This window comes from Chloroflexota bacterium, assembly GCA_016235055.1.
GTDB lineage: Bacteria > Chloroflexota > Anaerolineae > JACRMK01 > JACRMK01 > JACRMK01.
Genome location: JACRMK010000036.1, coordinates 12,609 through 38,829, shown reverse-complemented (window position 1 = coordinate 38,829; position 26,221 = coordinate 12,609). Strand labels below are relative to the sequence as shown.

General features: G+C 63.9%; 21 protein-coding genes. 1 reads left to right on the top strand and 20 read right to left on the bottom strand.

From position 1 onward, the window contains the following. Nucleotides 1-32 precede the first annotated feature (32 nt). From HZB53_08860 to HZB53_08850, 3 genes are read right to left on the bottom strand one after another with little or no spacing between them, the layout of a single operon-like run. Nucleotides 33-764, bottom strand: coding sequence for an esterase (locus HZB53_08860; protein ID MBI5877747.1), 732 nt, complete (start codon nucleotides 762-764; stop codon nucleotides 33-35). Nucleotides 765-784: 20 nt separating this feature from the next. Beyond that, nucleotides 785-2,539 (bottom strand): S8 family serine peptidase, encoded by a 1,755-nt coding sequence (locus tag HZB53_08855; protein MBI5877746.1) that lies wholly within the window; start codon nucleotides 2,537-2,539, stop codon nucleotides 785-787. A gap of 51 nt (nucleotides 2,540-2,590) precedes the next feature. Further along, the gene (locus HZB53_08850; GenBank protein ID MBI5877745.1) at nucleotides 2,591-3,070 is read right to left on the bottom strand and encodes an NUDIX domain-containing protein; all 480 of its coding nucleotides are present in this window, start codon (nucleotides 3,068-3,070) and stop codon (nucleotides 2,591-2,593) included. A gap of 110 nt (nucleotides 3,071-3,180) precedes the next feature. On the opposite strand from HZB53_08850, the gene ybaK reads away from it, so the two are divergent. Next, nucleotides 3,181-3,669: a Cys-tRNA(Pro) deacylase gene (gene ybaK / locus HZB53_08845; protein MBI5877744.1), complete on the top strand. Its 489-nt coding sequence runs from the start codon at nucleotides 3,181-3,183 to the stop codon at nucleotides 3,667-3,669. Here ybaK and HZB53_08840 read toward each other — a convergent pair. The 17 genes from HZB53_08840 to HZB53_08760 all read right to left on the bottom strand — a co-directional run bounded on the left by HZB53_08840 (nucleotide 3,666) and on the right by HZB53_08760 (nucleotide 26,142). Beyond that, nucleotides 3,666-4,790: a glycosyltransferase family 4 protein gene (locus tag HZB53_08840; GenBank protein MBI5877743.1), complete on the bottom strand. Its 1,125-nt coding sequence runs from the start codon at nucleotides 4,788-4,790 to the stop codon at nucleotides 3,666-3,668. The two genes, ybaK and HZB53_08840, sit on opposite strands and share 4 nt — an antisense overlap. Further along, entirely contained in the window at nucleotides 4,787-6,361 is a 1,575-nt protein-coding gene (locus tag HZB53_08835; GenBank protein ID MBI5877742.1) for a hypothetical protein, read from the bottom strand. The genes HZB53_08840 and HZB53_08835 overlap by 4 nt, the downstream gene beginning before the upstream one ends. Next, nucleotides 6,358-7,878, bottom strand: coding sequence for a DUF2723 domain-containing protein (locus HZB53_08830; protein MBI5877741.1), 1,521 nt, complete (start codon nucleotides 7,876-7,878; stop codon nucleotides 6,358-6,360). The genes HZB53_08835 and HZB53_08830 overlap by 4 nt, the downstream gene beginning before the upstream one ends. Beyond that, nucleotides 7,875-9,089 (bottom strand): DUF2029 domain-containing protein, encoded by a 1,215-nt coding sequence (locus HZB53_08825; protein MBI5877740.1) that lies wholly within the window; start codon nucleotides 9,087-9,089, stop codon nucleotides 7,875-7,877. The genes HZB53_08830 and HZB53_08825 overlap by 4 nt, the downstream gene beginning before the upstream one ends. Further along, complete coding sequence (locus HZB53_08820) at nucleotides 9,082-10,194, bottom strand: DUF2029 domain-containing protein (GenBank protein ID MBI5877739.1); 1,113 nt, start codon at nucleotides 10,192-10,194, stop codon at nucleotides 9,082-9,084. The genes HZB53_08825 and HZB53_08820 overlap by 8 nt, the downstream gene beginning before the upstream one ends. After that, nucleotides 10,191-11,360, bottom strand: coding sequence for a glycosyltransferase family 4 protein (locus HZB53_08815; protein MBI5877738.1), 1,170 nt, complete (start codon nucleotides 11,358-11,360; stop codon nucleotides 10,191-10,193). The genes HZB53_08820 and HZB53_08815 overlap by 4 nt, the downstream gene beginning before the upstream one ends. Beyond that, on the bottom strand, nucleotides 11,327-13,168 hold the full coding sequence (gene asnB, locus HZB53_08810) for an asparagine synthase (glutamine-hydrolyzing) (GenBank protein MBI5877737.1): 1,842 nt from the start codon (nucleotides 13,166-13,168) through the stop codon (nucleotides 11,327-11,329). The genes HZB53_08815 and asnB overlap by 34 nt, the downstream gene beginning before the upstream one ends. Nucleotides 13,169-13,172: 4 nt before the next feature. Continuing rightward, a complete protein-coding gene (locus HZB53_08805) occupies nucleotides 13,173-15,626 on the bottom strand; it encodes a YfhO family protein (GenBank protein ID MBI5877736.1) in 2,454 nt (817 codons plus the stop codon). Then, complete coding sequence (locus HZB53_08800; protein ID MBI5877735.1) at nucleotides 15,623-16,447, bottom strand: FkbM family methyltransferase; 825 nt, start codon at nucleotides 16,445-16,447, stop codon at nucleotides 15,623-15,625. Before HZB53_08800 ends, HZB53_08805 begins: the two co-directional genes overlap by 4 nt. Then, nucleotides 16,444-17,544, bottom strand: coding sequence for a glycosyltransferase family 4 protein (locus tag HZB53_08795; protein ID MBI5877734.1), 1,101 nt, complete (start codon nucleotides 17,542-17,544; stop codon nucleotides 16,444-16,446). Before HZB53_08795 ends, HZB53_08800 begins: the two co-directional genes overlap by 4 nt. After that, nucleotides 17,541-18,428, bottom strand: a complete 888-nt coding sequence (locus HZB53_08790; GenBank protein MBI5877733.1) for a glycosyltransferase — start codon at nucleotides 18,426-18,428, stop codon at nucleotides 17,541-17,543. The genes HZB53_08795 and HZB53_08790 overlap by 4 nt, the downstream gene beginning before the upstream one ends. Further along, complete coding sequence (locus tag HZB53_08785; GenBank protein MBI5877732.1) at nucleotides 18,425-19,522, bottom strand: glycosyltransferase; 1,098 nt, start codon at nucleotides 19,520-19,522, stop codon at nucleotides 18,425-18,427. The genes HZB53_08790 and HZB53_08785 overlap by 4 nt, the downstream gene beginning before the upstream one ends. After that, the gene (gene wecB / locus HZB53_08780; protein MBI5877731.1) at nucleotides 19,519-20,637 is read right to left on the bottom strand and encodes a UDP-N-acetylglucosamine 2-epimerase (non-hydrolyzing); all 1,119 of its coding nucleotides are present in this window, start codon (nucleotides 20,635-20,637) and stop codon (nucleotides 19,519-19,521) included. Before wecB ends, HZB53_08785 begins: the two co-directional genes overlap by 4 nt. 4 nt (nucleotides 20,638-20,641) lie before the next feature. Beyond that, the gene (locus HZB53_08775) at nucleotides 20,642-22,075 is read right to left on the bottom strand and encodes an oligosaccharide flippase family protein (protein MBI5877730.1); all 1,434 of its coding nucleotides are present in this window, start codon (nucleotides 22,073-22,075) and stop codon (nucleotides 20,642-20,644) included. Nucleotides 22,076-22,147: 72 nt separating this feature from the next. Then, nucleotides 22,148-23,728 (bottom strand): hypothetical protein, encoded by a 1,581-nt coding sequence (locus HZB53_08770; GenBank protein MBI5877729.1) that lies wholly within the window; start codon nucleotides 23,726-23,728, stop codon nucleotides 22,148-22,150. A 393-nt stretch (nucleotides 23,729-24,121) separates the two neighbouring features. After that, nucleotides 24,122-25,831 (bottom strand): PD40 domain-containing protein, encoded by a 1,710-nt coding sequence (locus HZB53_08765; protein MBI5877728.1) that lies wholly within the window; start codon nucleotides 25,829-25,831, stop codon nucleotides 24,122-24,124. 92 nt (nucleotides 25,832-25,923) lie between these two features. Next, nucleotides 25,924-26,142, bottom strand: a complete 219-nt coding sequence (locus HZB53_08760) for a methyltransferase domain-containing protein (protein ID MBI5877727.1) — start codon at nucleotides 26,140-26,142, stop codon at nucleotides 25,924-25,926. Nucleotides 26,143-26,221 lie beyond the last annotated feature (79 nt).

Sequence of the window (26,221 nt, the reverse complement as noted above, 5' to 3'; positions counted from 1 at the left end):
CTTGATCACTGACGCCGCATGGGCGACGCCCGCTAGAACTTGGACTCGATGGTGTACCGGATCATTGCCCGCCAGGTCGGCCAGTCGTGCGGCATGTCATAGCCCCAGATGTCAAGCTCGTGGGGAATGCCTTTGGCCGAGAGAATGCCCGACAACTCGCGCGAATACTCCGGTCGCTCGTACGCACCCTGCCCCGTCAGTATATGTATATGCTGCTTTTGACGCAAAAGCGGCAGGTAGTAATCATCATTAAGATTTGGCAGGTACGACAGCGGATCGTTGTAGTACACATTCTCGTCGTCGTAGCCGTCCGCGAAGTTGCGGATGTGGTAGTTGCCGCTCATGGCGAGCATGCCGTCGAACAGATCGGGACGGCGAAACAGCTGGTTCGCGCAGTGATAGGCGCCCAGGCTGGCGCCCGCCGTGATGATACCGACGCGGCCCTGGCAGGCGTTCCAGATATAGGGCGCCACCTCCTCGCAGACGTAGCCGTTGTATTGCGTCTGCCGCAGCGCGCGGTACCACGGCGCCGCGCGACGGTTCATCCACGACTCGCTGTTGATGCTGTTGATCGAGAACACCTTCACTTTGCCGGCTTCGATGAAGTCGGCGATGGAGCCGATCAGGTGAAAGCGCTCGTATTCCAGGTAGTCGGCGGCCGCCGTCGGGAAGAGCAGCAGCGGAAATCCATAGTGACCGTACGTCACGATTTCCATGTGGCGGTCGAGCCGCGGGCTGTGCCAGCCGTCAACGAATCGTTGCATATCCTTTTGCCTTGCGGTTGCTATTCGCTGCGGAAGACCGAGTGATAGTCTCCGCAGCCATCGTCGACGACGTCTCCGTTTTCCGGGTCGCGCAGCCAGCGCGTGCTATCCACAAAGAACTTGTACGCGTGCGCGCCTGGTGCCGGAGTTTCGATCGTGATCTGCCAGACGCCGCCGCCCGTGTTGCGCAGCGGGTGCGTGCGTGTGTCCCAGCCGTTGAACGTTCCGACGAGCGCGACGCGCGTGGCGTCGGGATTGTAACACGTGAACGTAATGCCCCATGGCTCCGTGGCGGGCGAGAGCGGGAAGCCGGCCAGCGGCCCGCCGGGTGCGCGCAGGGCGGCGGCCACGGAGCGCGCGGCGTTGATCACACCGCAACCCTGGGGCTCGGCGGGCGTGCCGTTCAGTCGCTCGGCCGTGCCGCCGACGATTCGCTTTATCAGTCCCGGAGTGAGCAATGGATTAGCCTCGAGCATCTGCGCCGCGATTGCAGATACAATCGGGGCCGAGAATGATGTCCCGTCCACGTGCTGGTAATGCGCGTGGACGAACTTCTGCTCGAGCATGCGGCCGCGAATCTTCTGCCGGATTTCGGCGATCGGCAGGCGCATGGTGCTCGTCTTGAAGTATTCGCGCGCGAGTGATGTCTGCATGGCCTGCGCAAACTGGCGGTCGCCGGATTGCATCAATTGCCAGAGCAGCATACCCTCGTTGTGCGTTTCCGATGTCAGCAGCATTGGCGCGGGCAGCCAGGCGGCCGGGGCGATCACGTCGGGCTTGAGCGAGCCATCGGCGGCTGCGCCCCAGTCGGAGTGATATGGCCGCCAGTGGCGCTCCTCGAGCGTGTTCTGGTCGTCGACGCCGCCGACCACAATGGCTGAGGGCGCTGTGGCCGGCGAGTCGATATGCGGCTGACCGCCGTTGCCGGCGGCGCATACGACGATCATGCCCAGCGCAACCGCCTCCTCGATCAGCCGGTCCAGTTCCGACGGCCGCCCGGTCGCGCCACGGTCGCCGCCGAGCGAGATGTTGACAATCCGGATATCGTCACGCTCATGGTTGTCAACCACCCATTGCAGTGCGCGCAGGATGTCGCGGTCGTGAATGCGGCGGGTGCGGCGGTTGCCGGCCTTGACCAGCACGACGCGGGCATGCGGCGCGAGCCCGGCATACATGCCCTGCGCCAGGAAGCCGTTTCCCGCACCCACACAGGACGTCATGGTGCCGTGCCACTGCTCGACGCTCGGCTCTTTCGGGAGCGGGGCTTCAAACGGCTCGTCGACCGTCGCATCCACATAGCGCCGGATCCGTTCGCGCGGACGCATCAGGTCCGGGTGAGGGTAGAAGCCGGAGTCGAGAAATGCGATGGTGATGCGCCGGCCGGCGTACACCGGATGGGCGCGCAGGCGGGCCGCCAGCGGCAGCAAGCGCGCATCGCCGGCATCGTACGCGGGGTACGGCAGTTGCAGTTCACCCTGCAGCGAGTACCCGCTGCGCTCGCGCCGGGCGGATTCCGCCGCGTCGAATGCGCAGGCCGGGCAGACGCCCTCCGACTCGATCCAGTCCGGATGCGCTGCCCGGATCCGCCGGGCAAAACGCGGTTCTACACGGCTCGACAGAACGAAAAGCGCTCGGTCAACCGGGCGGCGGCAGACCGGGCAGATGGCGTCCGGCGGGGAATCCTGATCGTGCGTTGTGAGGCGCTGGCGATGCGCCGAATTGGGTATCACAGTGAAGGTCGTCGGGTCCGCGCCTCGTTCAACGTGTGCCACCATGCGGCGCGGTCGCCGCTCATATTAGCATCGAACGCCATGTCTCCCTGGCCTTCAGGTTGTGCGCGATCGTTCGCGCAGAAACTGGTGGGCCGCCTCCAGTAGCTGTTTGCTGCTCTCGTGGCGCAGCCGCGCCCGTGCTTCTTCGTAGGGCAGCCACGCCTTGTGCTGATGCTCAGACGATAGCAACACATCGCGGGTTGTTGCTTCGCCGAGGAAATAGACGACCTGTTTGCGCACCAGTTCCCCGTCGCGGTGGTGGCGGTAGACGTAGCTGGTTTCGCGCCGGAAGCCGTCTTGCAGGCGCACAGCCAGTCCGGTCTCCTCGCGCACTTCGCGCAGCGCGGCGGCGACCTCGCTTTCATCCGCGTCGATGCGTCCCTTCGGGAACTCCCAGTAGCCGGCCGCGATCAGCAGAAATTCGAGCGGCCGGCCGCGGTAATATACGACGGCGCCGGCCGACTTCTCGCGCGCATAGCGTCGGACCGGGGTAGTACGCGGCTGGTGAGGGCGCCGGGGATTGACGGTTTCCATGGCTGCTTATGATTATACTCGCGGCTGCAAATCGGGTGAGCGAGATTGCGGTTGACGCACGCTGCGACTGCCATTACACTTGGGATGGATCTTGCCAAGCGAGGTACATGATGCCTTCGGAAGACTTTCCCGTCACCCCGGCCGTGCGCTTTCTGCGCGAGCACAACGTAGCGTTTGAGCCGCACCTGTATAACTACGAGGAGCACGGCGGCACGCGCGTCTCGGCGGCCGCGCTGGGCGTACCCGAGCATATGATGGTCAAGACGTTGGTCATGGAAACGGACCGCAAACAGCCGTTGATCGTGTTGATGCACGGCGACCGCGAAGTATCCACCAAGACGCTCGCCCGGCTGATCGGCGCGAAACAGGTCTCCCCGTGCGCGCCCGACATGGCACAGAAGCACAGCGGCTACATGGTCGGCGGCACCAGCCCGTTTGGCACGCGCAAGACCATGCCGATCTACGCCGAGCAGACGATCTTCGATCTGCCGCGTATCTACATTAACGGCGGCAAACGCGGCTTCCTCGTGGTGATCGACCCGGCCGAGCTGAAGCGCACGCTCGCGGTAACGCCTGTCGCGGTGGCAGTCGCCGGCTAGGTAACGCCGCGCCGGTAGACTGCCAGTGTCTGGCGGGCCGTCTCGCTCCAGGCGAAGCGCGCGGCGCGCCGCAGGCCGGCTTCCCGCATTTGGGCGCGCTGTTCGGCGTTGGCCAGCAGTCGCTCGATGGCATGGGACCAGCCTTCGATATGGCGCGGGTCAATCAGCGTGGCCGCGACGCCGGCCACCTCCGGGAGCGAGCTGCTGTCCGCGCACAGCACCGGCGCGCCGCACGCCATCGCCTCCAGCACCGGCAGGCCAAACCCCTCATACTCCGACGGAAACACAAAGAGCGTCGCCCCGCTATACAACGCCGGCAGATCGTCAGCCGGTATCGCGCCGAGCCAGCGCACGGATTGGCCCAGACCAAGTTGCTCCGCGCGTTCCCGCGCCTCTGGGTGTTCCGCATCCCAGTGCCCCGCCACGACCAGCGGCGTCTGTTCGCGCTCGGCGATCCGCGCGTACGCTTCGACCAGGCGCAGCAAGTTTTTGTGCGGCTTGTTGCTGCCCACGTAGAGAACGTATGGCTCGGGCAACCCATAGTGCGCGCGCAGCGCCTCAATGTTCTCCGCAGGCGCAGGCTGCATGACCGGATCCACGCCCAAGTGGATCACCACCACACGATCGGTGCGCGCGTGCAGCCGCGCGCGCAGGTCGCGCGCCGTCGATTCGGAGTCGGCGATGATCCACCGCGCCCGGCCAACGGCCAGCCGCATCGCCATGCCGAAGATAAGTCGCTGCATCGCCGTAAAGTATTGCGGGTAGAGCAGAGGAATCAGGTCGTGGACGGTGACGATGGACGGGCATGGCGTCCAGTACGGCATCAGGTAATAGGGCGAATGATAGAGTCGAGGCTTCACCCGGGCGATCCATTGCCGTGCGCGCCACTGGCCGGCCAGCGAGAATAGCGATGCCGGGATGGTCGTGACGCGCGCGTTGGCTTTAGATTGCCAGGGCGAGAGGTCGAAGCGCGTGTTGAGCTCGGGCGGAGGACCGAGTAGCTCGAATTGTTGCCCTGTGTCCAGGTCCAGCATGGCCGAGACCAGATTGAAACCATAACGCGCGATGCCCGGAAAGTGATCCTGCACGGTGCGCGCATCAAATGCGAATAGGCGATTCATGGCAAACGCTCGTACAGCCGGATGATGAGTTTGTAGTCGTAGGCCGCGCGCGGGATCAGCCGCTGCTTGACGTCCCGGTACAGCGGGTCGGTTGGCGCATACCGGAGTTCGTCAATGGCGCGATAGCGGCCGTCGAGTTGCTGCAGCAGCGCCGGCACCCGGTCTCCCGCGCTGCTGCGGTCGCGGCCGAACACGAACAGCCAGATGCGCGGCGGCGTGCGCGCGGCGATCTGTACGTTGAGCGATGGCAGGTTAGCGTCTTCGGTCAGGATCAGTTGCGTACCCGCAATCGGGGCGCGGTCGTAGTAGTACTGGTAGACGATGTCGAGATCGCTGATTAGCAGATCGCCTGACCGTGTGTGACTCTGCAAGTACTGGTGAATTTCCCGCAGCGGCACGGCGTAGATCGGGTTCAGGTACTCAATGCCGAGCCCAAGATTGGTCAGCGCGGCGACGTTTGCCGCCGCGACGGCTACCCACGACAGCCGGCGCCAGACAGGCCGGAGCGTGCCGGCACCGAAGGCAATCACCATGAGCAGCGGCGGCATGGCGTAGAGCGTCCGGCTCGGCATCGCCAGAAACGTCAGATCGGTCGCGATGGTCGTGAGGATGAACGTATTGAAGGCCAGCGGCGCGGCAAAGACCAGCAGGCAAAACAGTGCCAGCCCGCGTGTTTCGCGCACCCAGATCGCGCGAATCGCCGCCCAGGCGACGAACGGGGCGGCGATCAACACCAGCGGATGCCACGGCAGGATCGTTTCACCGAACGGGAAGGCGAAGAGCGGCGTGGCCAGCCGCAGCACGAAGCCAATCAGATCGCGCGACAGGTCGGCGTCGAGTTTGCCGCGCTCGACCTGCTCCAGCAGGCCCGGTACGAGCGCCAGAAACGCCAGTGCAAGCACGACGAGACCAACAAGCAGCGGCCGCCACACCTGCGCGCGCAAGCGTGGATGCAGCAGCACCCACAGCACATGTGCGCCGATCAATGCGAGCGCGCCATACTCGCTGAACACCAAGGCGAGTCCGGCGACGAGCCATGCCAGCATGGCGTTTCGCTCGGCGCGCGGTTGAGCCGGCCCCTCCGCTGTGTTCAACGCCATCCAACGTGCAAACGCCAGATTGAACAGCATCGCCAGCGCGAGGACCAGCGCGAAGTTGCGGATCATCACGCCAAACAACGCGGTCGCCGGGGACAAGGCCAGCAGCAGCGGTATGGCTGCCGTCCAGCGCGTCGCCGGCAGTCTGAACCAACGTTGCACAATCCGCGCCAGTGCATAAAAGGCCGGCACGGCCAGCGTTGCCCACCAGAGTGACAGATAGCGCAGCGAAAACTCGCCATGCCCGGCGATCGACTGCCAGCCCCACAGGGTAATATAGTAGAGCGGCGGGCGGCGCTCCGAAAGCGGCGTGTACGCCAGCATCGACCAGAAATCCGGCTGCTCCATGATCCGGTTGGTCGCGAACTCGTCCGCCCAGAGCGAGCGCGTCGAAAGCGCCGCCAACCAGACGCCATACGCCGCGAGGGTGGCGGCCAGCGCCACAATGCGGTGTTCCGTATACAAGCGCTTCATGGCACGAGCGGCACGAGCCGGTACATGACGCCGGTTGGCTCGATGCGGTACTGCGTCTGAAGTAGCGCCAGGTCGTAGTAGCGACTATTGTCGGCGAGGAAGATCGAGCGACCGGAGCCTCGGTAGCGGTTCACCGCGTCGAGCAGTGTCCCCTGATCGGGCAGGTCGCTGACGGTCACATCGGGGCGAACGCCCTCGACTCGCTGCAGGTACCAGAGCGCCGCGTACGGTGTCCAATCAGCGAAGATCACAGCCCGCGCGGGCAACCCCTGAAAGACCGCTTCGCCGAATCGGCGCGCGCCGTAATCCCCGGCCTTCGATGGCGTGAAGAGAAACGCTACCGTGTCCCGGCCGGGCAGGTCACGCACGCCGAGTCGCTCCGTGATTCCCGTTAGCCGTGCCACACCGGGCGCCAGCACGAAGTAGACCGCCAGCACCGGCAATACAGTAACCGCGATCCATCCCGCGCGAGCACGCCAGGTGTCGCCACGTGCGGCAAGTAGGTCGGCGATGCCCCACATCAGCGGATAGGCGAACGCCAGATACGCGGGGTGGTACAGGTGCCAGTGCATCATAACTGGCGGCTCGGTAGGAATGAGCACGAACGCAACGTCACCGAGGAAGATGAGCATCACGAGCGCCGCCAACTGCGGGTCGCGCCGCGCCATGTGCCACCAGCCCCACGCGCCGACAAACGTGAGGAAGAAGAACTGGTAGCCTAGGTTGCCTACAGTCAGGCCGATTCCAACCAGCAGCTCGGTAGGACTTGTCAGAAGCTCCGCGAATTTGACGAGGTTGGACGTGACGAAGCCGCCGGTTGTCGCGCCGGTGCTGGGCGCAGCGCTGAGCAGCAGCAGATACGGCGTAAAGCCGATGGTCACGGTGAGCACGTATACCGCAAGGTCGCGAATTACGGCAAGCGCGACGCGGGTGGGTGCGGCGCGGGTACTGCCGACGCGCCTGCGCCGGAAGCCGTCCCAGGCGATGAACACCATCACGGCCGGCATGGCCGTCACGACGATCAGGTGGTTCATGACGCCGAGACCCATGGTTACACCGATCGCCGGCAGGTGCCACGCTTTCGGTGCCGTGCGCCAGGCGACCAGCCAGTGAATGCACAGCGCCAGCATCAGTAGCGTGAGCGAATACGCCTTCGGCACGACCGCGTAGGTCCAGAACGTATGCGATACCGCCAGTCCGAGCACGGCCAGCGCGGCCGCGGTGCGCGAGCGTGACAGGCGCACCAACGTCAGGTAGAGGACGGAGAGCGCGAGCGCGGCGAAGAACGCCGAGGTGAAGTTCACGCGCCAGGCCGCATCGCCGAACGGCAGTTTCGTGAATGGTCGCGCGATCAGGTTCCAGAGCGGGTGGCCCTGTGGGGCGAGTTCAAGCTCGCCGATCGTGATGCGGGTCTGGTAGCCGCCGAAGTCGCCCCACTGTACGGTCGGCGCCAGCGTGGCGGTGTAAAACGCCAGCGAAAGCACGAACACAGCCAGCATGCCGCGCCGTTCGTTCATACGCTATCCGCAGTCGGGCGGCGCAGCGTCGCCACGAGCATAATCAGGATCGCGACCTGCGCCCAGGTTGCGCCGTCAAGCAGCAGTGTATGGCCGATCAGATTCTTCCAGATTAGCCCGTGCAGATCAATCAGCACGTATGCAATGCCCAACACAACGATCTGCGGCGTCGGCCGGCGCCAGTCGGGCCACTCGGCGACGAGCGCCGCAAAGGCAATGAATAGCATGGCCAAGTGATGATACCATGTCTGGGTGAACAACAGGTGCGTGGCGCTGATGAGCAATGCCGCTTCCAGCATCATGCGCGCCCCGCTGTTTCGCTTCGCGCCCGGCTGCGTCGGCGGCCAGAGCGCCCACGCGACGACGGCCAGGATGAGTGCTGTCAACGCATAGCGTGCCGGTGCCAGCCAGCCTGGCGCGTCGATCAGCGGCGTACCGAAATCGTTGCGTGTGAGCCAGCGCGAGAGCAGTCCCGTCAGGTTCTGGTTAGTCGGTATCGGCAATGCGGCGATACCCTGGTAACCCGCGAACACCTCGAATTGCGCGATACTCAAATTGACGCCGAATACGGGCAGTCCGACGAGCACGATGACGGCGCTCGCGATGGCGATGCCGATCACGGTCTGCCAGCGCGTCCGCCAGAGCGCAAGCGCCGGCAGCGCAAAGGCGAACGGCTTGAACCAGAGACCGAGCGCCAACCACGCGCCGGCCCGCGCGTCACGCGCCTCGCGCCACGCATGCAGCGCGGCCGCGGTGCACAGCAGCGGAAACGCATTGACCTGCCCGGCGTTCATGGTCGTCAGCAGCGGCACATACCCGATCATGGCCAGCAGAATCAGCCGCCGCTGCCACGCCTGTGGCGCGTGCAGACCGAGCCGCCACGCAGCGGCCAGTCCCGCCAGCCCGCTGGCAAACACCCAGAGCGCGGCGCCGATTCGCAGCGGAAGATAGGTCAGTGGCAGCACGGCCAGCGCGGTCAGCAGCGGATAGCGGTACGGCGGCGCGTAGTTGGTGATGCCGAGCCGCCGGGCGACCGGTGTGTAATCGGCCTCGGCCATCGTGAACACGTTCTCGCCGCGCGATAGCACATCGGCCGCGATGACGTATGTGTAGTAGTCGAGCGGCCGATCCGTCGAAACGACGAACGCTGTCCAGCCCGCCATGACCACAACGCCTACCGCGGCAATGGCGACGAGCCAGCGGTCACGCATGCGGCACCGGCTTCTGCCAGAGAGTCCACGCGCAGGCCGTCCAGAGCAGCAGTCCGCCGGCCAACGCGAACGACTGGAACGCCCAGTGGTCGGGCATCAACGGCCAGTAGCGTTCCAGCGTGATCAGGCCATAGACCGCGACAGTCACCACCTTGAGCCGGTCGCTGAAATACAGCAACAGGAGTGGTGCGAGTACAAGCAGATAGTTGAGGTCCCAACTGCGCGCGGGCATGATGACGGTCAGCACCGTGGTCATGGCCAGCACCAGCCACGGCTCGGTCGATCCGGAGCGCCAAGCCAGCCACAACGTTGCGGCCAGCATCAGCGCCGCGATGATGCCTGGTAGCAGGTGCGCCTCAAGCCCGAGGCGCGCAAAGAACGCGGCCAGCGACTGGTTAGGCGGCGTCGTGTGCACGAATGCGCTCACCTGTGGCAGCAACTCGAACACGAACGATTGATGCAGCGCCAGTCCGCCAGCCCAGAGACTGGCGGCCGTCAGCGCCAACCCGGCGCCGACGCCCGCGAGAAACAACGTGCGCTTGCCGCGGGCCAACTCGGTCAGCAGAAATAGCGCTGGGTACAGCTTGATGGCGGCCCCGGCGGCATAAGCGATGCCGGCCCATGCATCGCGCCGGCGCGAGGCGGTCCAAATGCCTAATGCGACGAGTAGAAGCAGGATGCAAACCACTTGGCCGGTTCGGACGGTGCGGAAGAACGGGGGAAAGAGTGCAAGCGTAACGAACGCGAGTGACCACTCGCGGGTGGAAAGCGGGCGGGGCATGCTGCGCCCGACGAGCACGATTGCGATGAGCGCGCACCCAATGCTCGCCAGTTGCCAGATGTCCTGCGCCGTGGCCGGTAGCATCCATGTCAGCGGTTGCAGCAGCGCGGCGAACAGCGGGGGATATAGGTAGTCCGGCACATCGGTGGGCGGCGCTGAATAGAGTGTCGGGTCATGCGCCGCGAAGCGTTCGGCGGCACGATAATATGCGAGGAAATCGCCGGCCGGCGGGCGCGAAACCAGCTCGCCCCAGCGCGTGATGCCGGGCACGGCCAGCGCGGCCACCACCACCCAAGCGGCGGCAACCACGTGCGCACGGGTCATGCGCGCGCCGCCAGCAGTGACGCGTACACCTGCTCGACCTGGCGGGCGGTCGTTTCGGCGTCGAACAGCGCCGATACGCGCGCATGCGCGGCGGCGCCCATCGCGTGACGTCTCTGCGGATCGGCGATCAACGCGCTGACCAGTTCGGCCACGCCGCGCACGTCATGCGGGTCGGCCAGCGAGCCGGTCTCCGAGTCGGCGACAATCTCCTCGACGCCGCCGCCGCGGAACGCGACCACCGGAATCCGCATCGCCATCGCCTCGATGATGACGCGGCCGAACGGCTCGTTCTCGGAGCAGTGCAGCACAAGATCCAGCGCAGCCAGCGCCGCCTGGATCGGCTGGCGATTGCCGGCCCAGACCAGCTGGTCGCCAAGCAGTTCGCGGCCGAGCGCGCGCATCGTGCGCTCGTACTCAGCATAGCGCGGGTCCGACACCGCGCCGATGATGACGAAACGTGCCTGCGGGCACGTCTTCACGACCAACGAGGCCGCTTCGATGAACTCACGCTGACCTTTCCATGGCGCGAGCCAGCCCACATTGCCGATCACACAGGCATCGGGCGCGAAGCCCAACTCCTCGCGGAACGCGCTGCCCGACCAGGCACTGGGATCAAAGGCGCGCAGCGGCACGCCGTTGTGGATCACCTGCGTCTTGTGCTGGGCGCGTGTAGGAATAGTGCGAGCGACGGCGTGGGCGTTCACGATGATGGCGTCGGCGAGCCGGCTCATGATTTCCAGATACGCCCGCTCACGGTGGAGATCTCGCACGTGCCAGACCAGCCGCGCGCCCGTGCTGCGCGCCGCCGGGGCGGCGTAAAGTGCGGCGCGCATGGTGTTGCTGTGCACGATGACAGCGTGCTCGCTCAGGATGAGCCGCCGCAGGTTGCGCACGCCGCGCGCCAGCCGGAATGGCGCGCTCAGCGCATTGCGCCGGCCGCGCATCTGACCCAGGCCGAGCGGCGCGGTGTGGATATTGTTGCGCATCGCCTCAGTCATCAGCGCGCCGGGCGGGCACGCGAAGATCATCTCGTACTGCGCGGGGTCCACGTACCGCGCGAGTTCGATCAGGCTGCGTTCCGCGCCGCCCAGGAAATCCGCGTGATCAACCAGCAGCACGCGCGCCGGAGTCCTTAGCGGCTGTCCCACCACAGGCACCATGTCCATAACGCCCACAGTTGCGCGGCGTGATCACGCCCGCCGAGGTGTGCGGACGCCACGCGCTGAACAAACGCAGGGTCGAAATAGCCGCTCTGTGCAATCGCCGGGTGTTCGGCCAGCGCGCTCATCGCCTGGCGGAGCCCGCCGCGCAGCCAAACGCCGATCGGCACATCAAAGGCGTGCTTTGGACGATTCAGTATTTCGGGCGGCAGCAGGTCGGCGAATGTCTCGCGCAGGATCGCTTTCGACACGCCGTTTCGCAGCTTCACCCCCGGCGGCATGCGCGCCGCGAGTTCCACCATCCGGTAATCGAGGAAAGGCACCCGCGCTTCGATTGAAGTTGCCATGCTCATGCGGTCAACTTTCGTCAGCGGACCGCCCTCCAGCCAGATCCGCGCATCCAGATCCTGCATGCGGGTTTGCGGGTCGGCCTGCCGCGACTTGGACAGCGCACCGGCGAATTCACGTAACGGCCGCCAGTTGTTGAGTGTGGCGCGAAAGTCACGCGAGAACAGCGCGTCGCGCTCGTCCGACTGGAAAACCGAACAGAGCGCGCTCTCGAAATACATCGTCTCGAAATCCGGGGCGAACCGCGCCATCGCACTGCGCTTGCCGCGCCGCCCGTCGAGTGCCCATGCGGCCAGGCGCGCGGCGAACGGCAGGGGGATGCGACGCTGCGCCCAGGCGTACCAGCCATATCCGGCGAACAACTCGTCGGCGCCTTCGCCGGTCAGCACGACGCGCACCGATTTGCGGGCGAACTGGGAGATCAGAAAGGTGGGTATCGAAGCTGGGTCGGCAAATGGCTCGTCGAAATGCGCCGCCAGGCGCGGCCACAGATCGAGCGCGTCGGCCTTCAGCACGACCTCGTGGTGATCGGTTCCGTACCGTTTGGCCACGGCGCGTGCATAGGGCGTTTCGTCATAATACGCGCCCTCGTTCCACTCGAAGCCGACCGAGTACGTCTTGACCGGTTGTGATGAGACCTGGGCCATCAGGCCGACGACGATGGTCGAGTCGATGCCGCCCGAGAGGAACGCGCCCAGTGGCACATCGGCCAGCATCTGCCGGCGTACGACATCCTCGAACAGCGGTCGGAGTGCCTCGGAATAGTGCGTATTGCCCGTCGCCGGCCCGGACGGTGCCTGCCAATCCCAATAGCGCTCGATGCGCACGTCAGCGCCATGAGCGACAAGCCGGTGCGCCGGCGGCAGTTTACGTACGCCACTGTAGATCGTTCGCGGCGATGGAATGTAGCGCAGTGCAAAGTACTCGGCAACCGCCACCGGGTCGATTGACTTTGGCATCGCCGGGTGCTGGATCAACGCCTTGAGTTCGGATCCGAAGACGATGCCGCCATCCGGCAGTCCCATGTAGTGCATCGGCTTGATGCCGAGGTGGTCACGCGCCAGCAGGAGCAGTTGACGGCGCACATCCCACAATGCGAAGGCGAAGATGCCATTCAGGTGCGTGACACATTCGACGCCGTGCTCCTCGTACAGGTGCACGATCGTTTCGCCGTCGCCCTGCGTCCGCAACGCGTGGCCGCTCGCGAGCAGGTTGGCGCGCAGTTCGCGGTAGTTGTAGATCTCGCCATTAAATACCAGCACGATCGAGCGGTCTTCGTTATAGATGGGTTGGTCGCTGCCGGCCACGTCGATGATAGCGAGCCGCCGCATGGCGAGGCCGATGTTGCCCGATGCGTGCAGGCCGTCGCCGTCCGGGCCGCGGTGCGTGAGCGTACCGTTCATCGCGCGCACGAGCGATTCGTCGACTGTTTGGTCTGGCTGCCAGATACCGCAAATGCCGCACATAGGGTTAATTGGGAGCGGGGCGACGGGCGCGCCCGATCATGTCGTACACGCCAAGAAGTGCAATACTCACTGCCGTCAGGCCGGTGATGGTCATGCCAAGCCGGACCGATTCCGGCTCATACGTGAATTCGACTGTATGAGCGCCGGCGGTCAGCGCCACGGCGCGCAGGTAGTAGTTGGCGCGCAGGATAGTCGCGTCGCGGCCGTCCACCCGTGCGCGCCAGCCGGGATAGTAGCGGTCACTCAACACCAGATAGCCGGCGCCATCTAGTTCGGCATGTATCGTCACGCGCTCGGCCGTGGCGCTTTCGATACGCGCCGTCCCGCTCTGCATCGCGACCCCGGCAAGCGCGGCCGGTTGCTCAAGGATCACCTCTCGTCGCGGGCTGAACGCCGGGCTTTGCATCGCTTCAATGATGGTTGTTGGATCGGCCATGACGCGGGCGGTTGGCACCAGATACGCTCGCGGTAGATAGTCCGGATTCTGGTAGATATCGCTACGCCCATTATACCGTGAGCTCCAGCCGGGCACTGCAATGCCAGGCGGGACCAGCAGGTACTTGACGTTGACAGCGCCGAGCACACGAGATTGAGCGGCGAGGCGGGCAACTCGCTCACTGTCAGATTGTCCGGTCGGACCTAGCAGTGATTCAATATCGCGCGCCAGCACGATGCCATAGTAGCCCTGCACGCTGGTTTGCCCGAACGCCGCGCCGATATTGGGCATGAGCAGGTCAACATTCAGTTGCTGCAGCGTCGCGCGCGAACGCCAGTACAGCGTATTGCGCTCCTCCGGCGAATACGCCGAGATGACGCGAAAGGGTGAGGCGTCGGATTGGAGAGAGGCCAGTGAATCGGGAGCCGCCGTGAAGGCGCTAACGGGCAGCGATCGTTGCGCGTCCAGAAAATACGAGAAGTGAAAGCCATCGAGGATGACTAATCCGGCGGCCGCCAGCGCAAAAGCGTTCGCTGCCAGATCGCCGCGCACGCGGGCACGCACCAGCGCCGCGCCGGCGAGCATGAGCGCTGCGGGAAGGCCGTAATATGGCGTGGCAACGCCGACGCGATCCACCAGCCGGTCGTAGATTAGGCTGAGGCGTTCTGTGTAGTGCGCCGCGGACAGTTCATCGCGGCCGCCGCCCTCGATGTACCGCCGCCCGTATGCGAGCGCGGCATCGCGGACCTGTGGCGTGGACAGCGCGAGTTGCCCAATGCCGGCGGCTAGCCAGCAGAGCACCCCGGCGACAGCAAATAGCCGTGCCAGCTTCAGAGCCGCACGAGCGGTCACACTTGACGGTGTCGCGGCTAGCAGTTCGTCCATGCCGAAGGCGGCCAGGACCGCTGCGGCCAACCCGGCGATGTGCATGAAATAGCCCGGATTGCGGAAGCTGCTCAGCGCGGGCAGGCCGTGGAGCAGCCACCATACCGGTGAGAGTTGTCCCAGCGCGTAGAGCAGGCCGAACAGATAGACCACGGCTAGCGACAGCGTATGCCGGTCGCGGCGGCGCCACACAGCCAGGATTGCCAGTATTAGTGGCACAATGCCAATGTACGTTTTTACGTCGGCACCGCGCGTCAGGGTGGGGACAAGGTAGAGGCTGAACGGCTCCAGATAGGTGATCAGCTCGGGCAGAGAGAACGAGATGGCAGCCGCGCCGCTGGTGGGGCCGCCGGTGCCACGGTCTGTTTCGCGGGAAAACTCCAGTGCGGGCAGCAACTGAATCGCCGATAGTAGCGCCCCGATCACCAGTGCAACGCCGAGGCGGCTTATGTGGCGCATGGCCGGCGCGAGTCCCGCATCGTTGCGCCACTCGAAAGCGGCGCGTACAGAGAAGTACAGGCAGCCGCCAATGATGGAAAACACCGCGATCTGTGGCGAACCGGCCAGCACGAGCATCGCCATGATAAAGCCCGAGAAGATAGCGGCGCGCATTGATTTGCGCGCGGCCGTCCGCTCCAGACCGAGAAACAAAAGGGGTAACCACGGAAACGCGCCGGCCATGAACAGCGTCTCCGAGCGACCAACCACCGGACCGCCGAAGGCGAACGCAACGGCTGCGATAAACGCAGCGACTGGTGAGCGGTCCAGCGACCGCGCAAAAGCATACGTGCCGAGACCCGAGCCGAGCACGACCAGGATGTGCTCAATGTTCATGATCATGGCCGGGGGCAGCAACGCAGAAAGCAGTATCGCTACGATTGAGAACGATGCCGACTCGGGATCGGCTGCCAGCGGGAAGCCGGTACCGAGCAGTGCCGTCCAGAGTGGCAGGTGCCCGCTGCGAATGGCGTCGGAGAGGATCGCTCGGTACGGGTAGTAGATCAGCGGGTTGTCGAAGCCGCCGAAGAAGAAGATCGCCTGCCCCGAAAGCTCGGGCCAGTAGAATACAACGACCGTCACAATGAAGGCGGCCAGCGCGAGGAAATCAGCGCGGCGACGGTGGCGTTCGGTGTTCATGCGGGCAGGCAGATCAGATTGTCGTAGTCGTCGGCTATTGTGTCGCCATTCATCGGGACGAGTCGGTCGCGCGCCAGCGTATGCAGCTTGTAGCCGCGATCCACCAGGTAGTTGATCAACTCGGCGCAACTGTGCCCGAACTGCGCCAGTGCCTCGCCGGACGCTTCGAGCACGAGCGCGGGGCGCGCTCGGAGTATCTGCTCGCCGCTACGCAAGGCGTCCAACTCACCGCCTTCAATGTCCATTTTGATAAAGTCAGGTTGGATGCCGTGTTCGGCGCAGTAGGCATCGATGGTGGTCGCGTTCACGGCTACGGTCTGTGTGCCGGGGCGTTCTGCCAGCGAACCGGAACCAGTGTTGTCGGCATCGGGCAGCGAAAACTGGAGCATCCCACTTGTGCGGGCGACCGCCATGCGGTTCAAGGTCACGCCTTGCAGGGCGTTCAGTTCGACGTTGCGTTGCAGGCGGACGAAATTGCTCGGGTTTGGTTCGAAGGTATGCACGCTGGCGCCAGCGCCGGCGGCAATCAGCGTGTACTGGCCGACGTGGGCGCCGATGTCCATGAATGCCGAGCCGGGTCGCAGCAGTTGCCGAACGTACCGCGCCAGGTACAACTCGTACGCGCCGATGTAGTAGATCTGGCTCTGCACGAACTCGTTGGGGTCGATCTCCATGCGCAGGCCGTTGAACAGCGACACGGTCTGCGGCGCTGGCAGCGGGCGCAAGTGGCGGTACGCCCACAGCGCCAGGCGGTACTTGCCGCGATCGATCGGCCCGTGCCCGGCGACCCGGAGCAGCGGCGGCAGGAGTGAGCGCATCATGCCAGCTCGTCAGCCAGCCCTTGATAGACGGCCAGCGTCTGTTCGGCGCACTGCTGCCAGGTGAACTGCCGGGCGCGCGCCAGACCGCGCTCGCGCAGCACGGCGGCGACCTCGGTCTGGTTCAGCGCGCGTGCCATCGCCGTGGCCAGTGCGCGCGGGTCGGTGCAATCCGCGTAGCCCGCCGCGTCGCCGCACACCTCGTGAAAGAGCTCGTAGTCGTTGCAGACGACTGGCGCGCCGCAGGCCATCGCCTCGATCAGCGGAATGCCGAAACCCTCGTACAGTGAAGGGAAGACGAACAGGTCGGCGGCGTTATAGAACGCCGGTAGGTCGCGGTTGGGTGCCTGAGCGATCTGTGTCACGCGCGCGCCAATGCCCAGTTCCGCGATCAGCGCACTCTGCGCGGGCGACCACTCGCCGCCGATCTGCAGGAAACGGTACGGCGCGGATGACTGGCGCAGTAGCTCAGCGAACGCTCGCAGCGCCGCTTCGACGTTCTTGCGCGCCGCGCAGTGGCCGACGTGCAGGATCAGCCCGCGCTCATCGGGGGCCGTGTGCCGGGCGCGCGTCTGCACGCGAACCGCCTCAGCGACCGGCGCAAAGCGCTCGTCGATGCCGTGGTGCACGACGCGGATGCGCGCCGGATCGTAGTCGTAATCCTGCAGCAGTTCGCGGCGCGAGTAGTCGCTGACGATCACGATGCGTGCCGCCCGCAGGGTGCCCTTGAACGTCCAGTCGAAGAACTGCATGGCTGGCCCTTCGCGATTCCAGCGCCGCCATGAGCGCGGCGTGCCGCCGTGCGACGTGACGATCGTGTGTTGCGCATCGAGCGCATACAGCAGATGCCCGTACGAGTTGTCGAGCACATGGTTCAGCGCGGAAGCGTGCGTGAACGCGTACGGCATGTAGACGGCCACGCGATTCAGATAGAGCGAGGGCGTTGGCCAGCGAGCCGAGACCCAGCCGCGCGGCGCCAGCGATCGATAATCCCAGCCCGGCGCGCTCAGTTTGCGCAGACCATCGGCAAGACGATCGCCGTAGACGTCGATGCTGGCCCAGCGCTCCTGTGCGAGATCGCGGAACAGGGTGACGTTCACCGGCGCGCCACCCTGGGCCATTCGAGCCACTGGCCGTATGCGTCCAGCAGTTCACCGGCCGTGTGGACGGTCGCCAGTGAGAGCGACCGAAAGCGCGCGATCTGTACGGGGTACATGGCCTTCCGCTTGAGCAGCCGCAGCAGGATGCGCGTGCGCGGCGTGCGGACGTCGTTAGTCTTGGTCTCCCAGCGCATCACCCCGCGCCCGTGTGCGATGCTCTGGCGTCGGAACGATGCCCAGGAATACGTCCGCATGTGTTCCACACGCAGCGGCAGGTAGAGCAGTCGGTGGCTGAGTGCATGGACGCGCACGCGCAAATCATGGTCCTCAGCCGCGGCGTAGGGGAACCACTCGTCAAAGCCGCCGACCACGTCGAGCACCGCCTTGCGGTACGACATATTGCTGGTGCCGTCGCCGGGATAATTGTCCAACCCGCCGACCATTTCCTGCTGCGCGCTCTGCCGATACAGCCGGGTCGATACGAATCGCTCGTAGCGGGCGAAGATGCTCTTCTGGACGACCGCGTCGGGCGGGTCGAGATAGCCGCCGACGCCCGCCACCTCGGGGTGCCGCTCGTACCCATCCACGATACGCGCCAGCCACTCGTGCGGCACGCGACAGTCGTCATCGGTGAACACCACGAACTCACCCCGAGCGCGATGGATGCCCCGATTGCGGGCCGCGGCCGGGCCGGCATTGGGTCCCGCGATGTACTGCACGCGGGGATAGCGGTTGGCGACCATGCGCGTGTCATCGGTTGAGCCGTCGTCGGACAGGATGACCTCGTAGTCGCGGAAGTCCTGCTCCATTAATGAATCGAGGCAGGCGGATAGCCCGTAGGCACGATTGTACGTCGGCACTACCACGGAGACGACGGGATTCATGATAGTACCCCAGTCAGCACGCTATCTAATCGTTTAGCGAGCATGTCGTAATCGAAGTGCTGACGCGCCAGCGCGACCCCACGGCCGTTCATCTTCACGGCATCGGGCAGGCCGATCAGGGCGCGCAGCCGGTCGGCCAGCGTGACCGGATAGCGGTCGTCGCGCCCGATTCCTTCGTACGGCAAGAGCATATCTGTGCCGTCGAGCACGCGCGCGGCGGTGCCCACAGCGGTGGAGATGATATAGCGGTCACACGCCAGATAGAGCGGCAGCTTGCCCGTCGTCCGCACCCACGAGATCTCGCTGTCCGGCGCGGAAACGAGCGCCACGTCCAGCGCGTTCACGGCATCGTTCAGATCGGCGGGCAATACGCGCCCTGCAAAGGCGATCTGGCGATCCACGCCGAGCTCAGCCGCGCGCGCTTTCAGGATGCCGAGTCCGTCGCCGTCGCCGAACAGGATCCCCTTGACAGGCGCACCGCGCAGAAACGCCAGCGCCTCGACGAGATCCCAGCCGTAGCCGGTGCGTCGTCGGAAGTTCCAACTGAGGCTGCCGACACCGCCGACCGCCAGGTCGTCTTCGCTGATGCCGAAGCGCGCGCGCCACGGTCGCGCCGCAGTCGGATGATACTGTGCGAGATCGACGCCATCCGGGATGAAGGTCACGTTCGCGCGGCCGTGCCGGGCCAGCCAGTCGCGGTGATAGTCGCCGCGCACGACAATGGTGTGCGCCATGCTGAGTGCAGTCTGCTCGGCCCAGCGCACCACCGTCAGCGCCTGCGCGCCCAGGCGGCCAACTTCTTTGGCCAACTCGTAGACCATGTCGCCCGTGTCGAGCACCATAGGCGTGCGGTGAAGCCAGGTGTAGCTGCGCGCGGCCACCACCGCCGCATAGATCGGGTCGACGATGTAGATCAGATCCGGGCGGGCGCGCTGCAGCGTGTTGAAGAAGTGCGCGATACGCCGCCGCGCGCCGCCTTCATGGCAGACAATGCGGACGTCGTAGCGGTCGGCGAGGCGGCCGAAGAGCGCCCGCGCGCGCTCATGCAGCGCTCCGTCGGGCAAGTCGCTGACGAGAACGGTGATGCGCTTCAACCTGCGGACCTCGCGGCCCACTCGCGGATGGCGGCGACGATGCGCGCTGCCGCGTGCCCGTCGCCATACGGGTTGCCGATGCGCGTCATGCGCGCCCGCGCGTCAGCGTCGATCAGCAGGGTACTGGCCTCGCGCACGATCGTCTCCGTGTCGGTACCGACGATCTTGAGCGTGCCGGCATGCACGCCCTCCGGCCGCTCGGTTACGTTGCGCAGCACCAGCACGGGCTTGCCCAGCGACGGCGCCTCTTCCTGGATGCCCCCGGAGTCGGTCAGGATCAGATACGAGCGTTTGAGCATCTGCACCCACGGCGCATAGTCTACGGCATCGCACAGATGCAGGCGCGGCACGTCCGCCAGTTCGGTGCGGGCGATGTTCTGTACCACCGGGTTGAGGTGCAGGGCATAGATTACCTCGATGTCCCGGTACGTCTCGATCAGTTGCCGCACGGCCCGGCAGATGCCGCGCAGCGGCTCGCCCCAGTTTTCGCGCCGGTGCGTTGTCACCAGGATCAGCCGCCGGGCGGGATCGAGCGCGTCTAGAAGGGGATGTGTGGCGGGCGGCTGCAGCGCGGCGACGTGCAGCAGAGCATCGACGGCCGTGTTGCCCGTGACCCAGATTCGTTCCGGTGTGACGCCCTCGGCTTCCAGATTGCGCCGCGCCAGGTCGGTCGGTGCGAAATGCAGGTCGGTGAGCGTCGAGGTGATGCGGCGGTTGATCTCCTCCGGGAACGGCTGGTACTTGTCGAATGAGCGCAAGCCGGCCTCGACGTGGCCGACCGGGATACGCATGTAGAACGCGGCGAGGGCGCCGGTCATCACGGTCGTCGTGTCGCCCTGCACCAGCACCAGATCGGGGCGCGCCTGGTCGAGCACGTCGCGCAGACCGAGCAGGGTGCGGCTCGTGATGTCGAAGATCGTTTGTCCGGCCTGCATGATGTTCAGATCGTAGTCGGGCCGGATGCCGAACAGATTCAGCGCCTGGTCGAGCATCTGGCGGTGCTGGGCGGTCACGGCGACTTGTGTCTCAAATTCGGGCGCCGCACGCAGGGCCAGCACGACTGGCGCCATTTTTAGGGCTTCCGGGCGCGTGCCGCAGATGGCCAGTATTTTCATTGCTCTATGGGTTGCCCTCTGAGTTAGGAGTTGCGCGCAAGAAAGAGACAATGTAGCGTGTCCGATCAATGAGTGTGCGCCGGTCGAGTAGCAGGGCGACGCTGACGTACGTAATGCTGGCCAGTCCCGCTTTCAAGACAAAGCGTGCCGGAACCGGGAGCACGTTGAAATCGCCGCCCAGTCGCACGAGGGCATACACGGCTAGCGCCGCTGCGGCAGCCAGCGCCGGGCGCAGGAAGGTGTCGCCGAAGGCGAGATCGACCTGCCGCGCGACGTTGCGATAAGCAACAATCACGCCGACCACAAACGCGATGCCGACGCCGATCGCCGTGCCGACCGCCCCGTAGATCAGAGTAAGCGGTGTGGCGAACAGAATTAGCGCCACCGCCTGCGCGCCGACTGTGAGGCTCGACAGATGCGGCTTGCCGAGCGCGGTGAACAGCGCGCCAGTGTCGTCCAATAGCGGTCGCAGCAGCGAATAGCCGATCAGCACGCGCAGGAACAGCGCGGAGGGCAGCCACGCGCCGCCAAAAATCAACTCGATGAAATCGGGCGCCGATACAAACAGTGCGATGGCCACCGGCAGCGACAGCGTCGTGATCAGCCACAGCGTCAGATTGAACGCCTTCGACAGGCGCGGGCGATCGTCTTGCAGTTTCGCGTATGTCGGGAAGGCGCTGCGCGAAACGACGTGCGTCACGAGGCCGGTGGGCCACTGCGCCACCTTGTAAGCGCGCTCGTAGAATCCGAGCGTCGCGACGCCGGCGAATGTGCCGACGAGAAAATTGTCATATTGCAGCAATATCAGGGTTGCCACCGAACCGACGGCCATGACGCCGCCAAAGCGCAGCATCCAGACCGCTATGTCGCGATTCACGCGCGGCCGGGCGCGCAGTCCCGCTACACGCCAGTAGCCAACCGCGCCGACGAAGGCGTTCACCCCGACCTGGGCCAGCAGGCTCCAGTATCCGAATCCGGTGAACGCCATGATCACGGCCACCACGTTGGATACCAGCAGCGCGACGCTGACGACCACACTCGTGGCGCGGAAGTTCAGCTCCTTTTCGAGCGCCACGCGCGGCACCGCGCCCGCCGCATCGACCAGCGCCAGTGCCGCCAGAATCAGCAACGCCTCGCGCACCTCAACAGCGTAGCCAAGCCAGCCGAGCGGCAGCCATGCGACGAGGGCCACCAGCACGGTCGCCAGCCCGAACCCGAGTTGAAGCCCCAGATACGTGTCGATCGCTTCCGGTGTAGTCGGCTGCCGCTGCGTAAACGCGTGCTCAAACCCGAACTTGCTGCGCACATCGAGCAGGCCCAGGAAGAACGTGCCGAGCGACACGATGCCGAACGCCTCGGGCGACAATTGCCGGGTCAACAGTATTGTGACGACGAAGCCAACGGCCAGATTCAGGTACGAACTCAAGAGTACGAACACTGTCCCGCGCACGGCTCGCTGGGCCAAACTGATACTAGGAGGGTGCATACCGATTGCTTGTTGAGTATCAGCTCAGGGCGATGTGCTTGCTTCGTTGCGGGCGCTTGTCCCTGTGCCCCACCATGCGTAGTCAAAGCTCCTTATGCGCTGTACCAACTCGCCACGCAGTTTACTGTCGGGTCGTACATAGTAGTAGTGACTTTCGGATGGCACGTTTCCAACGAAAGCAGCTGCAAGGACGTAATTATGGCCTACGGCATACTGGTTGGCTATCATCGTCATGGTGCCCCACTCCGTTGGAGGTTCGATTGGGGGGACCATGGGGGTAAAGTAAGCGTGAAACATGATCAGATCTGGCTTGACGCTGTCTAGATACTGTTCGGTAAGCCCTCCATTATGTGTGATCCATGGGTCATTGAGTCCCCACAAGTCTATCGTCCTCCAGCGCGAATACAACGGCAGCAGGCCCGCTTCGCTGGTCGCCAAGGTCAGGTTTTCGGTTTGGTATTCAGACAACATTAATGCCATATCGTAGCGGCCGTCATGCGGATAGCTGGCAAGCCCCAATCGAAAGCCATACAGTAGAAAGCCAAAGACCAGCATGCTGGTTCCCACCAATGTTGCCGCCTTGGGCAACGGGCGCATTGCGGACCATCGCTCACGGCGAGCAGTGGTGATGAGCCAGGCGATCATGGGCCACCACGTCATAAGCACCATGGGGAGAAGCACGTACTGATAGCGTGAAGCAAAGTTGAGTTCGTCAGACAGAATGACGAATGACCCTGCGAAGCACAGGACGGGCAACATGTAGGCGGCAGCCTGCCGACGGGTTCTCGAATTGACAAAGCCAAGTAGAAACACAGCGAGAATCGGGCCGCACACCTTGATTGTATCGGTGAGCGAGCGCTGGAGGTTGAGAGTGCTGAAGACGCCACCTTTGCGGTAAAACGGATTCGGCAGCGGATAACCAAAGTAATTCCATCGCCAGAGGAAATATAGGCCACCGATGCTAACGAACAGCGCGGTGAAGTACGCGATGGCGCGCCTGGCGCTGCGCGGACCGCGTGCAACGATAATGGCGACCAACATGAAACCCGTCAGGAGGACGCCATCTGGCCTTATCAGCGCCGTGAATAGTGACAGTGCCGCAAACAGTATCGCTCGCCGCTGTGTTTCTCCCGATCGAATCATCAAAACGGCGACATACCAAGTCAAACTGGCCGCAAGCGCGAAAAACGGGGTGCCGAAGTATGCTGAAACATATGCAAGCCCCGGGCCAATGGCCAGAAAGAGCGCGCTGATGGCTGCAACAATGACGGGGGCATTATGGAGCCTGCGTAGTGATGTGTACACAAGGAGGACGGTTAGCGCATGCGAGACAAAGCCAAGTCCGCGTGTAGCCACTTCCAAAGTTGCGCCCAAACGTACAAGTATGGCTGCGACTACCATAAACAGGAAATCAGTCGCGCCATCGATCGGCGCCTCGCCTATATTCCATACAATTCCATAGCCTCTGGCTAAATGATCTGCATAGCGCATCAGAATCGCGGCATCTTCAAATGGTGCTGCACTTGCGTTAAACTTGACTAGGGCAAACAGGAAGATCGCCCCGATCAAGCTAACCAAAACAGGTAAATCTCGTCGGCCGCCCATCGCCTCTCCAATGCCTCATCTCGTCAACACGCCATTGTCTGTTGTCAGCCACATAGGACGACTGGGGACTTCATTAGCTGATTTCATTCCTTGTGCATCGATTGCCCCGCTCGCTTTACGGTTCCCATGTATACCGTTCGACAAGTTTCCGGTCGGCAGCGCCCATCGCTTTGCGTTGCCGGGGATCGTCCGATTGCGTGACAAGCGACTCCGCCAGGCGATCCGTCCGACGAATGGGCACAATCAATCCGTGCTCCATGTCACGCGCGATCGATCCGCCCACGGGATGCGACGCAGGTGCGCGGCGTTGATTATACGCAGGCCGAAGTCGAAGTGAAAAGCGCGCGCAAGCGTAGATAGCTTGCGCGCTTCAAAGCTGCCGACGGGTTTTTGCTATCGCCCAATTCGTTGCGGAATATCTGCGGGTACGGTCGCTGGCGGCGGTGAAGCCCAACCGCCGTACGCATCCGGCGCATGGCTTGGTGCGGCCCCAGCCAACAAGGTTACTCGTCTGGCTTCATATGAAATTCCGCAGCCTCCGTCAGGCGCGCACGCCCAGATTTCCCAAGCGTACAGATGATTGTAGGTGAAAGTAGGTGGCAACGAGTTCAGCGTGAACTGGTTCACATATCCAAGCGGGAACGTCTGGGCGAACGGGCTGCCCGTCGCCGCATCGTAGATAGTGAACACATAGCTATCGGACGGTGACTGCGGACGGGCGATCCATGTGAATAGGAGCGGCAGCGACCATGCGGCTTGATCCGGCGGCGCCGTCAACTTGATATTGGCAACGTCGAAGTCGCCGATGGCGACATCGGTCCCATTGGTGTAGCTGGTCAAGAGTCGCGTACTCCAACTCCAAAGACGTGAGGCATCGGACGAATTTCGGTAACGCACATAGTAGCCCTGATTTGCGCCAAGCGACGGCACGTTGAGGAAAGAGTACTTTCCGTCCGCGCCAGTGGTTGTCGACGCCGCGGTGGACCAGGACGATCCGTTGTAGAACCGCAAGTCGAGCGATACGTTGGCCGCCGGGGTACCCGTGTACGTTACGCGCCCCCGGATACTCGGTGGGGTCGCAGTCGGCGTGGGTGACGGTGTGGCGGTCGGCGTGGCCGTCTGAGCCGGCGCCATCAAGACGGGGACATACACGACTTGTACGCCGTCAAAGGTGATCGCATTGGTCGATGGCATCCATGCGCTTGATGTGCCGATCTTCGCTAGGTTTAGCCCGGTTCGTTCAACCTTCCATGCGGCGCCCTCTTTGCCAAACACAAGCCACTGGCTGTTGAGTGTCCAGAAAATGCTAAGGTAATCTGGCGAGTCAACATTGGTGACAATTGGAACTTCCGATGTGCCATCGGGGTTCATCACTGTTAGTTGTCGAATGGCCGTGTCAAACGACGTACCGGCTATCCAGCGAACTGTGGCGATCCGGCTTCCATCGGGGGCCCATCGCGGAGAATGATGCGAGAAGCCGCTGCTTGACGACAGCACTTCATGATCGTTCGATCCGTCCTGGTTCACGATCCAGAGATCCATGTAATAACCAGGGTTGGCAACTATGTATGCGATTTTTTGTCCATCGGGAGACCAGGCGGGTCGGCTGCTCGGCCAGGTATGAGTTGTGAGCCGCACGGCGCCGGTGCCGTCGGCGTTCATGGTCCAGATTTCCCACCAATCCACGCTGTCATTGCTGACTAGCAGTTTGGTGCCGTCTGGAGACCATTCAATGCAATTAGTGTGCCCCGGCATCGGCAACTGATGAAGGTTGCTGCCGTCACTATTCATTACCCAAAGCGAACTGTCATAGGCCGAAAATGCAATACGCGACCCGTCACGTGATATGGCCGGGAAGAAGTTTATTCCGGGCAAATTGGTCAACTGCGTTGCGTTAGCGCCGTCCGGATCCATGATCCAAATGTTGGTCGTGATGCCGGAGGCAATTGGTCCATCAGAGAATACAATCGAGCCAGCGGGATTTACAGTGCGTGTTTTGGGCGGAGCGGAAGATTGGGAAATGGAGGGGATCAGCACGACAAGCGCGATCCAAAGCATGGATGCGCATGCAATCAACCAGCGGGTCGTCTTTCGAGAGTTCATAGCCACCTCGCGTGAAGTAGATTGTGGGCGTCTGCTTTGGGGCGCCACACTATGCTCCCCCTCACCTCGTGTTGCTAGTCAATTGTAGCATACTATAGGGCGGCATTACCCCCGAGCAGTGCCTCAGCCTGGCGCTGCATGTCCAGTGCATTCTCAAGCATCGTCGGCGACACGTCGAGCGCGGTGACGCGAAAGCCCATCAGCGCCAGGCAAGCGGTGAACCGTGCACTGCCACAGCCGACCTCAATCGCGGACGCGCCAGCCGCCATCTGTGCGTAGCGTACGATATGCTGTACGAATGGCCCGTGCATGAAGCGGGTGAAGTAGGACCGGGAAACATTCGGTTGCGCATAGGGATTGCCACCGCGCTTCTTGTATTGATCGATCCAC

Bases quoted from the DNA above. Each gene is read 5' to 3' on its own strand.
- HZB53_08800 (MBI5877735.1), bottom strand. From the start codon at position 16,447: ATGATGCGCTCACTCCTGCCGCCGCTGCTCCGGGTCGCCGGGCACGGG.
- asnB (MBI5877737.1), bottom strand. From the start codon at position 13,168: ATGTGCGGCATTTGCGGTATCTGGCAGCCAGACCAAACAGTCGACGAA.
- HZB53_08855 (MBI5877746.1), bottom strand. From the start codon at position 2,539: ATGGTGGCACACGTTGAACGAGGCGCGGACCCGACGACCTTCACTGTG.
- HZB53_08860 (MBI5877747.1), bottom strand. From the start codon at position 764: ATGCAACGATTCGTTGACGGCTGGCACAGCCCGCGGCTCGACCGCCAC.
- HZB53_08805 (MBI5877736.1), bottom strand. From the start codon at position 15,626: ATGAACACCGAACGCCACCGTCGCCGCGCTGATTTCCTCGCGCTGGCC.
- HZB53_08790 (MBI5877733.1), bottom strand. From the start codon at position 18,428: ATGAATCCCGTCGTCTCCGTGGTAGTGCCGACGTACAATCGTGCCTAC.
- HZB53_08770 (MBI5877729.1), bottom strand. From the start codon at position 23,728: ATGGGCGGCCGACGAGATTTACCTGTTTTGGTTAGCTTGATCGGGGCG.
- ybaK (MBI5877744.1), top strand. From the start codon at position 3,181: ATGCCTTCGGAAGACTTTCCCGTCACCCCGGCCGTGCGCTTTCTGCGC.
- HZB53_08760 (MBI5877727.1), bottom strand. From the start codon at position 26,142: ATGCACGGGCCATTCGTACAGCATATCGTACGCTACGCACAGATGGCG.
- HZB53_08765 (MBI5877728.1), bottom strand. From the start codon at position 25,831: ATGAACTCTCGAAAGACGACCCGCTGGTTGATTGCATGCGCATCCATG.
- wecB (MBI5877731.1), bottom strand. From the start codon at position 20,637: ATGAAAATACTGGCCATCTGCGGCACGCGCCCGGAAGCCCTAAAAATG.
- HZB53_08820 (MBI5877739.1), bottom strand. From the start codon at position 10,194: ATGACCCGTGCGCACGTGGTTGCCGCCGCTTGGGTGGTGGTGGCCGCG.
- HZB53_08840 (MBI5877743.1), bottom strand. From the start codon at position 4,790: ATGAATCGCCTATTCGCATTTGATGCGCGCACCGTGCAGGATCACTTT.
- HZB53_08815 (MBI5877738.1), bottom strand. From the start codon at position 11,360: ATGGACATGGTGCCTGTGGTGGGACAGCCGCTAAGGACTCCGGCGCGC.
- HZB53_08825 (MBI5877740.1), bottom strand. From the start codon at position 9,089: ATGCGTGACCGCTGGCTCGTCGCCATTGCCGCGGTAGGCGTTGTGGTC.
- HZB53_08830 (MBI5877741.1), bottom strand. From the start codon at position 7,878: ATGAACGAACGGCGCGGCATGCTGGCTGTGTTCGTGCTTTCGCTGGCG.
- HZB53_08835 (MBI5877742.1), bottom strand. From the start codon at position 6,361: ATGAAGCGCTTGTATACGGAACACCGCATTGTGGCGCTGGCCGCCACC.
- HZB53_08850 (MBI5877745.1), bottom strand. From the start codon at position 3,070: ATGGAAACCGTCAATCCCCGGCGCCCTCACCAGCCGCGTACTACCCCG.